The sequence below is a fragment of the Kovacikia sp. CALU 1929 genome (genome assembly GCF_056784235.1).
Genome location: NZ_JBXBCF010000107.1, coordinates 15,329 through 27,342, shown reverse-complemented (window position 1 = coordinate 27,342; position 12,014 = coordinate 15,329). Strand labels below are relative to the sequence as shown.

At 49.8% G+C, this 12,014-nt stretch carries 9 protein-coding genes and 1 pseudogene; 5 read left to right on the top strand and 5 right to left on the bottom strand.

Annotated features, from left to right (window positions below; genetic code table 11):
- A pseudogene (locus AC1S52_RS29950) lies at positions 1 to 128 on the top strand (IS630 family transposase); the annotation flags it as partial.
- Positions 129 to 259: 131 nt separating this feature from the next.
- On the opposite strand, the gene AC1S52_RS29945 reads toward AC1S52_RS29950, so the two are convergent.
- Together AC1S52_RS29945 and ilvA are read right to left on the bottom strand one after the other, a co-directional pair.
- Complete coding sequence (locus tag AC1S52_RS29945) at positions 260 to 931, bottom strand: ElyC/SanA/YdcF family protein (RefSeq protein WP_482032708.1); 672 nt, start codon at positions 929 to 931, stop codon at positions 260 to 262.
- A 7-nt stretch (positions 932 to 938) separates the two neighbouring features.
- Positions 939 to 2,450 (bottom strand): threonine ammonia-lyase, biosynthetic, encoded by a 1,512-nt coding sequence (gene ilvA, locus AC1S52_RS29940; protein WP_482032707.1) that lies wholly within the window; start codon positions 2,448 to 2,450, stop codon positions 939 to 941.
- 384 nt (positions 2,451 to 2,834) lie between these two features.
- Here ilvA and AC1S52_RS29935 point away from each other — a divergent pair, with 384 nt between their 5' ends.
- A complete protein-coding gene (locus AC1S52_RS29935; protein WP_482032706.1) occupies positions 2,835 to 3,932 on the top strand; it encodes a 3-deoxy-7-phosphoheptulonate synthase in 1,098 nt (365 codons plus the stop codon).
- Positions 3,933 to 4,407: 475 nt separating this feature from the next.
- On the opposite strand, the gene AC1S52_RS29930 is transcribed toward AC1S52_RS29935, so the two are convergent.
- Positions 4,408 to 4,620: a hypothetical protein gene (locus tag AC1S52_RS29930; protein WP_482032705.1), complete on the bottom strand. Its 213-nt coding sequence runs from the start codon at positions 4,618 to 4,620 to the stop codon at positions 4,408 to 4,410.
- 476 nt (positions 4,621 to 5,096) lie between these two features.
- Complete coding sequence (locus tag AC1S52_RS29925; RefSeq protein ID WP_482032704.1) at positions 5,097 to 7,214, bottom strand: S8 family serine peptidase; 2,118 nt, start codon at positions 7,212 to 7,214, stop codon at positions 5,097 to 5,099.
- 162 nt (positions 7,215 to 7,376) lie between these two features.
- On the opposite strand from AC1S52_RS29925, the gene AC1S52_RS29920 reads away from it, so the two are divergent.
- The 3 genes from AC1S52_RS29920 to grxD all read left to right on the top strand — a co-directional run bounded on the left by AC1S52_RS29920 (position 7,377) and on the right by grxD (position 8,993).
- Positions 7,377 to 7,973: a hypothetical protein gene (locus AC1S52_RS29920; protein WP_482032703.1), complete on the top strand. Its 597-nt coding sequence runs from the start codon at positions 7,377 to 7,379 to the stop codon at positions 7,971 to 7,973.
- 364 nt (positions 7,974 to 8,337) lie between these two features.
- Positions 8,338 to 8,598 (top strand): BolA family protein, encoded by a 261-nt coding sequence (locus AC1S52_RS29915; protein WP_482032702.1) that lies wholly within the window; start codon positions 8,338 to 8,340, stop codon positions 8,596 to 8,598.
- A gap of 71 nt (positions 8,599 to 8,669) precedes the next feature.
- On the top strand, positions 8,670 to 8,993 hold the full coding sequence (gene grxD / locus AC1S52_RS29910) for a Grx4 family monothiol glutaredoxin (RefSeq protein WP_482032701.1): 324 nt from the start codon (positions 8,670 to 8,672) through the stop codon (positions 8,991 to 8,993).
- 544 nt (positions 8,994 to 9,537) lie between these two features.
- On the opposite strand, the gene AC1S52_RS29905 is transcribed toward grxD, so the two are convergent.
- Positions 9,538 to 11,823, bottom strand: coding sequence for a transglycosylase domain-containing protein (locus tag AC1S52_RS29905; protein WP_482032700.1), 2,286 nt, complete (start codon positions 11,821 to 11,823; stop codon positions 9,538 to 9,540).
- Positions 11,824 to 12,014 lie beyond the last annotated feature (191 nt).

Here is a 12,014-nt window from a genome sequence, read left to right as displayed (position 1 = left end):
TCATTGCAACAAGAACATTGGCTTGGGAGCAGCGCAGAAATACCCAATTGCGAACAATAGATTGGCGATTTACCACTGAAGATGCACGGGTTAAACTCAAACGACTTTACCCATCATTTCAACCTTGACAGTCCACTAGTCCGTACTCCGCAATCACTACTCCGTACTGTGTGAGCAAGGGCTACCAAGCTTACGTCGCAGTTTGCCAGGGAAGTCGAGTCATCCTGATTTAGCTTTAAATTACATGACTAAGGCTAAATCAGGATCCGAAGCTGAAAATGCGGGCATAGAGGTAAGCGATTAATTCAGACATCACTGTTCTGGTGCCTGCACTGGAAGCCCACCATCGTTGTGGGTCATATTCTGGATCTGGCGTGGGAATAATACCCACCTGGATGGCTGGCTCTAATGTTTTTCGATACAGGAGCCAGCTACGACGGGCATGGGAACCTTGAGTCCAAAGGTTAATGCTGCGAATATCTGGACGATCGCGGTTGAGCCACTGTTTAACGGCGATCGCAGACGCATTGGTGCGGTCTCTGGTCACTGGTTCAGCGGGGATTGCGACCAGTTTCTCCTGTGTAAATCCCAGTGCCGCAATGGTTGCAGCCGATATTGCGGCATAGGTTTTGTACTCTGCCAGGTAAAATCCTACGGGCAGAGGTCCACCCGTAGTAATCAGCAACTTATAGGGTTGGGAGCGAAACTCGGCGATCGCAGCCTTCAAACTTTCGTCTTGCAACCAGCCTTCAACCACCAGAGCATCTGCCTGAATTGGAGCCTTCACCGCTAGAAATGAATACAGGTTGAAAAAGGTTCCCATCATCAACAGCCCCAGGCAAATCAGAGTAACCAACCATCCCTGAACAGTCAACACCCACCGTTGACGACGACAGACTAATCTGATGGGAGGGAAGGAAGATCGGAGCATGCTGAACTTATCCCAAAAATAATTTGTAAGCTGGGTTCTGGCTTTCATCCCAATAGCGGTAGCCCAGGGTTTCCAGAAACGACTGCCACTCTTGCATTTCGTGGGGCGGCACCTGCATTCCAACAACAATCCGCCCAAAGTCTGATCCGTTGTTGCGGTAGTGAAACAGACTGATGTTCCAATCGGGACTCATGCGGCTAACAAACTGCATTAATGCACCAGGACGTTCAGGAAACTCAAATCGGTAAAGCAGTTCATTATGTGCCAGAGGCGATCGCCCACCCACCATATGCCGTAGATGCAGTTTAGTGAGTTCATCATCCGTTAAATCAATCGTTTTGAACCCACACGACTCAAAGTTCGCTGCCATTTTTGCCGCATCCGCCCGATTTTCAATTTGTATACCAACAAAAATATGGGCTTCTTTCTCATCAGCAATCCGATAGTTAAACTCGGTCAGACTGCGTTTGTCAATGCACTCACAAAACCGGCAGAGGCTACCGGGTTCTTCAGGAATCGTCACGGCAAAGATGGCTTCCCGCTGTTCCCCTAACTCGGCTCGTTCCGCCACAAAACGGAGGCGATCGAAGTTCATGTTGGCACCGCAGGCGACAGCAATTAACGTCTGTCCTTCTATCTGCTCCCGCTCAGCATATGCCTTTGCCCCCGCAATCGCCAGTGCTCCAGCGGGTTCCAAAATCGAGCGGGTGTCTTCAAACACATCCTTAATCGCAGCACAGGTGGCATCGGTATCAACCAGAATAATGTCATCCACATATTGCTGACAGAGCCAGAAGGTTTCCTCGCCAACTTCTCTGACTGCCACACCATCGGCAAATAAACCCACCTGGGGCAGACGCACCCGTTTCCCCGCTTTTAGCGATCGATACATGGCATCGGCATCAACCGGCTCTACTCCAATAATCTTAATTTCGGGACGAATTCGCTTTACGTATGCCCCAATCCCAGAGATCAAACCACCGCCGCCGATCGCTACAAAAATCGCATGGATGGGTTGCTGATACTGGCGCAAAATTTCCATCCCAATCGTGCCCTGCCCAGCAATCACATCTGGGTCATCAAAGGGGTGGATGAAAGTCATCCCTTTTTCAGCTTCCAGTTTACGAGCATAGGCATAGGCATCGTCGTAGGTATCCCCATACAGAACCACTTCGCCTCCCCGAGCGCGAACAGCATTCACCTTCACCTGGGGAGTCGTCACTGGCATCACAATTGTGGCGTGGGTTCCAAGCTGGTGGGCACCGAGAGCGACCCCCTGAGCATGATTTCCGGCAGATGCCGCAATGACCCCCTGGGCAAGCTGTTCGGGTGGCAGCTTTGCCATCTTGTTGTAAGCCCCCCGCAGCTTAAAGGAGAAGACTGATTGCATATCTTCCCGCTTCAGCAAAAGCTTGTTATTCAACCGCGCAGAGAGGTTTGGAGCGATTTCCAGTGGGGTTTCCTGGGCAACATCATACACACGCGCAGTCAGAATCAGTTGCAGGTAATCACAAAACATGATGGGGAGGGGGAAAAATACCGATGAAACCCAATTCTACGCTGAATTAGTTTCAGGAATTGCAATCTCAGGAAGTGAAGTTGCAACGGAAAGCTGTCTTCGCTGGGCATAGAACTTGCAAGGGAATTGCCTTTATAGCGTTTCCTTTCTTGGTGAGGTACATCTCATCTGTTTGACTCAAGGGCTTTATGGCTATCCATGTACCTCACTGGATTCAAAAACGCTATATCCTGCCAGTTTCAAGCTCAGTCCAGCGGCATTAACTGTCCAATACTTTTTATCAAGGTTTTAAATTCTGGATGTCTCAAGTTCATCACCCCATTTTATTTAGGGGGATTGAACCTGTTAAGCTTGCTAGAGGAAAGAGTGGGGCTTATATATCGAATGCTTACTGATCTCATGCGTAAAACCTACGACCTGCACGTTGTTGAAACCCGTCCGCTGCTGAACCCCGCATTTATTCACAGCGAGTTGCCGATTACGGAAGCGGCAGCGTCTCTGGTCGGTGAAACCCGCGATCGCATTCGTAACATTTTGCAAGGTAAAGACCGGCGCTTGCTGGTGATTGTAGGTCCATGCTCAATTCATGATGTCAATGCAGCGCGGGAGTACGGTGAAAAGCTCTCCCAATTGCGCCTTGAGTTAGCAGATCAGCTTGAAATTGTCATGCGGGTCTACTTTGAAAAACCCCGGACGACTATTGGCTGGAAAGGGTTAATCAATGATCCCCATCTGGATGGTAGCTACGACATTAATATGGGGCTGCGAGTTGCCCGTAAACTGCTGCTGGATCTGGCTCACCTGGGCTTGCCCGCCGCAACCGAACTGTTGGATCCAATTATTCCGCAGTATATTGCGGATGTAATTTCCTGGACCGCTATTGGTGCCCGTACTACAGAAAGCCAGACTCACCGCGAAATGGCATCGGGTCTTTCCATGCCCGTTGGGTTCAAAAACGGAACCGATGGTAGTCTGCACGCGGCCGTTAATGCCATGCTGGCAGCCAGTCGTCCCCACCATTTTCTAGGCATTAATTCTCATGGTTTAGCCAGTATTGTGACCACTACTGGAAATCCAGATGGTCACATCGTCCTGCGGGGAGGCAAGAGTGGACCCAACTATAATGGGTCTAACGTCGAGAAAGCGGCTGAGGAACTGTCCCGGCATGGACTCAACCCACGGATGATGATTGATTGCAGCCACGACAACGCCAACAAAGACTATACTCGCCAGCCAGTCGCCCTCCAAAATATTGCTGACCAGGTAAAAGCAGGTTCTCCCTACATCATGGGAGCTATGATTGAGAGCCATCTGGTGGCTGGGAACCAGCCTATTCCGAAGGATTTATCTCAACTGGTTTATGGACAGAGCATCACAGATGCCTGTGTTGATCTGCCCACTACGGCTGAAATGCTAAGAAGTCTGGCAACTGCAACTGCAACTGCGATTAGCAAAAGTCAGCTTCAGATGACGGGGCTTTAGAGGGTTCTTGTGACCATTTAGCTGGTGTTCTGTCAGGAAAATTTTGACAGGTCGTAGGCTTTCAAAACTTAATACCAAAATATTATGAAGATGGGCAGACTCTCAAAGACTGAAACCCTTGAATAACAAGTCTTCTATGTCCTGAATTGTGCTCATCCTCATAGTTGATTGGTGTAACCCTAATTAGTTTCGTAGGTGTTCGCTATCCATCAAATTAAACTTGACAGACCATTAGCAGAGCAACCTAATACTAATTGTTTAGGCGTTGCTGATTTTGAGTATGAAGTGAGAGTTGTATGAATTGAAACTTCGTCCAATTCATACTGCTAATCAGCACCACCATTCTTTATGAGGCTGCACTGAACCAGGAGCTTAAACCCCCTTGTCTTACAAGAGTTAATTCTGCTCATCCTCAAATGAAATTGGCATAAGTTGCAAGACTTTTAAATCATTGAAGTAGTTTACAAATCAGTACTTAACGACTTGTATTCTTAATAACTTTTTCGATTAAGGTTCCGATTAAGAAACCTGCGATTAAAAGAAAAATAGTTTCGACTACAGGGTTTGCATCCAGGAAGATAGAAACTCCAATTCCTGACAATCCCACTAATAAATAAATCAATAATGGTGATATAAATCGCTGCCTCAAATTTTGAACTGGTTCGCTGCCTTGACTATTTGATTTCATAGTGAATGCTATTCCCAGAATCTCTAAGCTCTAGCTCTGTAGAAATCTATCTGGTGTCTAGCGTACTGGCTTCCGATTTGGATAGTCAATCAATGAAACAAATAATGCACAAATTAGGGCGTAACCAGTAAAGAAGACGGTAATTTCTAGCATTAGATTCTCTCCTTATTCAGAGCTAATGTAGAGAACTCAGGTTAGAGGCTTCACGCGAGATACAAACAATGCACAAATGAGGGCATAGCCAGTGAAGAAAACTGCAACTTCAAACATAGGATACTCCTTATCGGTAAATAGAAATCGTATATTTACAAGCTAAGCGGTAAAACCGCGTTATGCATCACCCTTAGGGGGTCATCCACTTGGATGAGGGGGGTGAAAATAGCAGGTCGCAGGTGGTAGATGCGAGATAGCAGGGGTTAGGGACGGAAAGGTTGCCGCCTATAGTATAACTGAACTGATTTAAGCCTGGAAGCCTCTCAGATACCCAAGGTTAACTGCCAGCTTTTGAGCGTTCCTATGTCTCCCGTGGCAAAATCAATCACTCGCAACTCCCATGCGCCCCTGGCTGGTTGGTTGAGAAATCGCCGTAGGCTGGGGTTTGTTTGCAAGGTATAGATTGTCTGAAGGCTGCTTTTTCGTCCTAATGTTCGCCCCTGCAATAGAACGGTTGCCCCAGAGGGCGCACTCAACCTGATTTCCAAATCGCCTAAAAAGCTGTGGTCGATCGCCACCCCCACCTGGATATCTCGCACCAAATTGGGTTCAGAAAAACGAACCAAGCTCGTTACCCCATTGGCATTATTATCTGGAATTGCTCGGCTGGTCGTGTCCTGCTGCTGAAGGTAGCGAGAAGCGGCTAGGGTTGATTGCTTTTGTCGCTGCGTGGCTGCCTGCACCGCTTTAAATGCATTCACCTTGCCATAGCCAAACCAGTCAGATCTGCCGCCTGCTTCATAGGTACCTTTATTGAAGCCAAATTGGGGATCGGTACTGGTATCTACAATTTTGTCAGCAGTTTGTTGCAGGATTTGTCGCACCTCGGCAGCAGTCAAATCAGGATTCACGGACAACACCAGTGCCGCCACCCCTGCGACCAGGGGGCAGGCACTGGAGGTGCCACCAAAGTCCGTTGTGTAGCTACTGGGGTCATAGCCTTCTGCACCCACCCGGTCAGCCGTGACAATGCCCAGACCAGGTAAAGGTCCCCTTACCTCTGGTGGAGTATAGATATACCCAGTTTGCTGAAGCCAAAACCCTGGTGGAGCGTTGTTACTGGGTGCACAGACCGACACCTCCGTTCCCCAATTGCTATAGGCAGACTTTTTACTCAAGCTGGTGCTGGCAGACACTGTGATCACATCTGGGTGAACCGTAAATCCTCCCAACCAGGCGGTTTGCCCACTCAAAACATTGTTGGGCCACCCCCGTTCGTTCACAGTTCCATTAGTTGGACGGTTAGAATTACCTGCTGCAAACACAATCACACACCCTTTGCCGTTACGTCCTTCTGTGGCAGCGCGAGTCAGGGCAGCCCGCTGCCGCAGGGAAAGGGGAAAATAAACGGCGGCTGGACCCCAACTACAGGAAATGACCGCAGCCCCCCTGCTCATTGCCCAACCAAACAGTTCTTCGATCGCCCCGTCATCCAGATATCCCGTTGTCCGAATCGGCATCAGGGCGCAACCGGGGGCAATGCCAACCGTGCCAACTCCGTTCTCCTCAGCAACGGCAACTCCAGCGCAGGATGTCCCGTGGTTATCACTGGACTCCCCTGGCATCGGCAAAAAGTCTTTATCCTTAAAATCCTTCGGTGCAACAATCTTGCCAATTCCCTGAAAATCGGGATGGCGCAAATCCACCGAGTCATCCATAATGGCTACGACTATGGAGCGAATTCCGCGAGTTACATCCCAGGCTTGTTCGGCAAACACGTGAGAACCCGCCGTGAGCTGGGACCCCCCATTGTGGTTAAGGTGCCATTGTTTTGGATAAAGCGGGTCGGGAGGACGATGGAGGTTTTGAGTCCGTACTACGACATCGGGTTCTGCGGTCAGCACTTGCGATCGCTGCATTAGCCGGTTAGCAATTTTGACCGCATTTTCAGTGGCTTCCGGTGTTAGCTCCACCACAAAGGTATTGGGAATACCAATGACAGGTTTCACCTGCCGTAGTCCCAGTTCTGAGAGTATTTGGGCGATCGTTGCCTCATTCACCTCCGGTGCAAACTGGACCGTAATCTGGTTTTTCACATAAACCACAGAACCGTGGTCATCCTTCAGGTGGTAGATATGGGTGGCATAGTTCACCGCATCTGCCTCTCGCATCTGCTGCATCACCCCATCTTGCTGTGCTGGGTCAACGATAATTTCAGTCAATTGATTGGGCACCTGTGCCGAATTCATCTCCACCGGTAACCCCTGTACCAGTTGAAACAGGGCTGCCTGATTAGAGGGACTGACCACAAAGCGATCGGACACCTTTTCCAGCAATAACTCCTCCCCACCCCGTTGTAAAATCCTGCCCATACTAGATTCAGGCATCGCCGCTCCCTGTGAACCGCCTTGAGCAGAATTGGCTGGAGTTTGGTCAGTCATAAAAGCACCTCGCTTCTCTCAAAAAATTGCCCAATGTCCCTATCTCAGCCGAGATCATCACTACTCAGGTACAGAAGGGGCTGTCAGTGGTAAGATACGTAAGTCTGAATACCTATACCAATTTCTCACTTATCCCATCTCTCCCTCATGGAATCCTTTGCAATGACTCGTGTTCTTTCTACTGCTGGCTTGATCGCCGCATCTATTCTCGCAGCTTCCATGTTAGGACAGCCATTGAGTAGCATGGCTCAAGAGTTGCCAACGGGTCCAGGACAGGCACAGCCCATTGATCCGAACGATCCCAATGTTTTGCGTCCGGTTGGACAAGATGGCAACCTACTTAGCATGACGGGTGGCAAGCGCTTGATAGATGAGGCACAGAGCGCGGTATCGGCTCAGAACTATAGCGTTGCAGTCAAGAAGTTGCAAGAGGCGCGGCAGGTATTTAACCAATTGTCCAACTTCCATCAAGACCTGGCAGGCAGCTTTTCCGGGATTGACAACCGCATTGCTGATAGTCAGCGTAAGCGGGCGTTAGAAGCTGCCCAATTGCGGGATGATGCCACCTATCAATTAGCATTGGTACACCGGGCACAAAACCAGCCAGAACTGGCAGTTCCCTTGTTAGTGCAAATCATCCGTAGCCAACAGCCAACCCGGGACTTAGGTCAAAAGGCATACCAACAACTGTTTGAATTGGGTTTTGTTGACTCTCCCTATCCTCGCCCTCGGGCTGAGCAGCCAAGTAGTGCCCAATAAGTTTAGGTGTCAGGTGCCAGGTGTTAGGTGTTAGGAACCTGGATTTAACAGGATAACTCCCAATTAAACCTCATCCAAGTTGAGAACTGGAGATTTTTCCCAGGAAAAACTACGGGTTTCTAAGTTGATGAAGTTTCAAGCTAGATCCCTTGCTAAGGAATGAGAATTAAGTAACATCGGCTTTTGGTAGGTTGGGTTGAGTTTACGAAACCCAACATCTACGGAAGCGTTGGGTTTCGTAAACTCAACCCAACCTACGGAAGTTAATTGATCCACAATCCTAAGGGCTAGCAAGGCAGTTGAGAATAGTGATAGAACGTTAGACTGGAATTCTTAGGTAATTGATTCACATAAAGGAGGGTGAATGGTCAGCCCGCAGCAGGTTGAGGCAATGGTTAAAGCCGAAATACCCGATGCCCAGGTGCAGGTACAAGACCTGACTGGCGGTGGGGATCATTATCAGGTAACGGTGATATCCTCAGTGTTTGAGGGGAAAGGGTTGGTGCAGCAGCACCAGATGGTTTATGGGGCGGTTCGGCAGGCAATGTCTACTGAAGCAATTCACGCTTTAGCGCTGAAGACCTACACTCCTCAGTCCTGGGCAGCAACGGGGCAGGTGGTTTAAGCCACGCCCAATTTCTGATCATTCTTTTTTTGGTCTGATATTACGTACACCCAACACATCGATTTAGAACTATGACTCCAGAAACCCAAGAGCGCATTCAAAACCTGGTTCAGCAAAACAAGATCATGATCTTTATGAAGGGCAACAAGCTGATGCCCCAATGCGGTTTCTCTAACAACGTGGTGCAGATTCTTAATTCCCTTGGCGTTCCCTTTGAGACTTGTGATGTTCTAGAGGATTACGAAATCCGTCAGGGCATCAAGGAATTTTCCAACTGGCCCACGATTCCCCAGGTCTACATTGACGGCCAGTTTGTGGGTGGCTCCGATATTTTGATTGAGCTTTACCAAAAGGGTGAACTGCAACAGATGGTTGAGGTCGCTTTAGCGTCCTGATAAATAGGCAGTAGTAGTTGCACCGTTATGGCATCGTAAGTTGGGTAGAGCGAGAGCGAAACCCAACACTTTCAGTATTTAAATTACTGGTCAAAGTCAATGTTAAGATGCATGATCCCAATCACTGAGCGGCTCTCGTGGGTGATTGTCTAGTTCATGGATGTCTGGGAATTGAGGTGCTTGCTGACCAGTTATAGGTGGAAACTTCGCTTGCTTCTGAAAGCGAGTTTTTTCTTTTTTCTTGGGTTTAGCTGTTACAGTACTCAATGGACTATCCTCCCTGGCAATTTAACTGATTGAGATCTAACACTACCGATAGTGCCTTTTGCTGGAAATTAAAAGATTAGCCTCTACATATAGCACATTTTTTTAAGATGTCTAGCCCCAGACAACCTAAAGCTGCGGAAAAAAGCTGTGGTTGTCTGAACCTGCCTATTGAAAATAAAACCAGGATGAGCTAGACATAACCTCTCCCTTCAGAGGGTGGCTCTGTCAGTCCGGAAGGTTGATTTTTTTGCTGGCAGAACTGGACGTTAGAAGGCTATCAGTTCCCTAAACGCAGTACCCTACCCATATAGCTTCCCCAGACCTGGGCTGCCTGGGCGCTGCTGCCAGAAGTGGGGCTATTGTCGTCGTTGCCAAGCCAGATTCCAGTCACAAGACTGCCGGGAATATAGCCAACAAACCACAGGTCACGATTATCGTTGGTTGTACCCGTCTTTCCCACTTCGCCCTGCCCGATCGCCGCTGCCTGTCCAGTTCCATTGGATACAACACCCCGCAGCAATTCGGTCATCGCATCCGCAATTTCTGGGGAAATGACAGCTTGATTCATTTCCCGATCCGGCTCAGCCGGGTAAATGATCCGGCATGTTTTGTAGCTGTTGCGATCTTTGCAGTCGCCGCCATCCAGAATCCGCCGAATCGCATGGGGGCGATTGCGGACTCCCCGATTGGCTAGAACACTAAAGGTCCCAGTAATCTCCAGGGGGGTTACTTCACTCTGACCTAGTGCCAAACCGGGTACCGCTTCTAACTTCGACTGAATACCCATCCGCTGGGCAGTGTTAATCACTCGTCCCAAGCCAACTTGTTGGGCAACTCTGAGGGCAATTACGTTTTCAGAGAGTGCCATGCCAGTGTACATATCCATACTGCCTCCCCCAGAACGACACCCCTCAAAGAACTGCCCATCCCAGGTGAGGGGAGCGCAGGAGTAGGCTGTTCCAGGGGAAATATTCTGTTCCAGGGCGGCGGTGTAGGGAAAAATTTTGAAGGTAGAACCGGGTTGGCGCATTGCCTGGTAGGTTCGGTTGAACTGACTTTTTTTGTAATCTGCTCCCCCTGCCATGGCTAAAATTTCACCCGTTTTGGAGTCAATTGTGACGATCGCCCCCTCCGAAAACCCGGCACTGGTTCCCGTGGTACTGACGGCATCCCGCAGGGAAGCTTCTGCCGTTTCCTGAACGGGTAAATCTAGCGCCGTTTCAATCACAAAGTTGCCTTCCTCCGCCAACTGGTCACCCAGGAGTTGGCGCAGTTCCTCCATCACATAACCGTAGTAGTAAGGAGCGAGGGTACTTTCCAGTTCTTCTCGTGCTTTAGGGTTAACTTCAATCCGCGATCGCCGTGCCCGTTGGGCTTCCTCAGAACTGACCATGTTCAGTTCCAGCATCCGATCCAGAACGCGATCGCGCAGTTCAATTGCCCGCTTGTAATCATTCACCGGGTTAAACGTATTGGGACCGGGCAAAATCCCCGCTAGGGTTGCCGCCTCTGACAGGGTCAAATCCTTTGCCGACTTGCCCAAATAGAACTGCGCCGCATCCTCAAACCCATAGTTACCGTTACCCATGTAGACCCGGTTCAGGTAAGTCAGCAACAAAAAATCTTTGCTGTAAAAGGTTTCTAGCTTGAGGGCAACGGCGGCTTCCCGCAGCTTACGGGTGGCGGAATCCTCCGTCCCAACATAGTCCCGGAACAGGCTACGGGCAAGCTGCTGGGTCAGGGTACTGCCGCCCTCACGAATCTTACCGCCCTGGATATTGGTCACCAATGCCCGCAGGGTGCCAATCGGGTCTACGCCAAAATGCCAGAAATAGCGGGAATCCTCGGATGCAATCACCGCTTGTGCCAGATAGGGAGAAAAGTCTCGGAGGTGCTTCAGTTCGGTATGGGTACGGGTCGTGATTGTGTTCAGGGGTGTCTCATCGCGGGAGTAGACAATATTAGGACCCTGAACGGATAAGGGCAGCGGCGTTACCGAAAACTTCTGCCACTCCAGCAGCACGGCGACGACTGCCAGTGCCGTCAACCCGCCAATGCCATACATCCCATACTGAAAAGCTCGCACATAAACGGGCGGCGGATCGATAAACCTGACCCGAACGGAAGCCTCCAGTTCTGAGGGACCCAGGGTGTAAACTGCGCCATGACGCAGCATTTCCTTACGAATGCGGCGTTTGCCCCGATAAACCCCATTGGTCGAGTTTTCATCTTTGAGAAAGAAGGGTGCCCGGAAGAAATAGCTGAGTTTGCCATTGGGCTGACTGTCCCGGTTGAGCGAGAGATGCACTTGGCTCACCACCGGATTACGGATCACAATGTCACAGGACTGGGAACTGCGCCCCAACAGGTAGCGATCGCCCAACAACGGATAAACCTGTGCCTTTTCTACTCCGGCATCTTGAACCCACAGTTCTGGCACACGGGCATTGGGCTTCAGCTTCAGCTTCGAGAAGTTAATCTTTGCCTGAACAGTCTGCACTGCCTGGGTGATGGCACCCATAATCGTCGGTGATTTGCGGGGAGGCGGCTGCGGCGGAGTCATGGATCTTCCTGGCTTTTCCTGACCTATTCTAATCAACCCTGCAAGAAGTTGTAGCCTGTTTTGAGTTCAAGCCGTTGTTCGGCGAATGGTGGAGAAGCAGCGGATACACAGAGGGACACCTAATACCTTCTCATAGCCTGCGATTCTACCATTTGCTGGGAGATGGGGGCGCAGGCATGGCTTGAGTGATT

Coding starts and splice junctions, on each gene's coding strand:
- AC1S52_RS29945 (WP_482032708.1), bottom strand. CDS start 931: ATGCTCCGATCTTCCTTCCCTCCCATCAGATTAGTCTGTCGTCGTCAA.
- ilvA (WP_482032707.1), bottom strand. CDS start 2,450: ATGTTTTGTGATTACCTGCAACTGATTCTGACTGCGCGTGTGTATGAT.
- AC1S52_RS29935 (WP_482032706.1), top strand. CDS start 2,835: ATGCTTACTGATCTCATGCGTAAAACCTACGACCTGCACGTTGTTGAA.
- AC1S52_RS29930 (WP_482032705.1), bottom strand. CDS start 4,620: ATGAAATCAAATAGTCAAGGCAGCGAACCAGTTCAAAATTTGAGGCAG.
- AC1S52_RS29925 (WP_482032704.1), bottom strand. CDS start 7,214: ATGACTGACCAAACTCCAGCCAATTCTGCTCAAGGCGGTTCACAGGGA.
- AC1S52_RS29920 (WP_482032703.1), top strand. CDS start 7,377: ATGACTCGTGTTCTTTCTACTGCTGGCTTGATCGCCGCATCTATTCTC.
- AC1S52_RS29915 (WP_482032702.1), top strand. CDS start 8,338: ATGGTCAGCCCGCAGCAGGTTGAGGCAATGGTTAAAGCCGAAATACCC.
- grxD (WP_482032701.1), top strand. CDS start 8,670: ATGACTCCAGAAACCCAAGAGCGCATTCAAAACCTGGTTCAGCAAAAC.
- AC1S52_RS29905 (WP_482032700.1), bottom strand. CDS start 11,823: ATGACTCCGCCGCAGCCGCCTCCCCGCAAATCACCGACGATTATGGGT.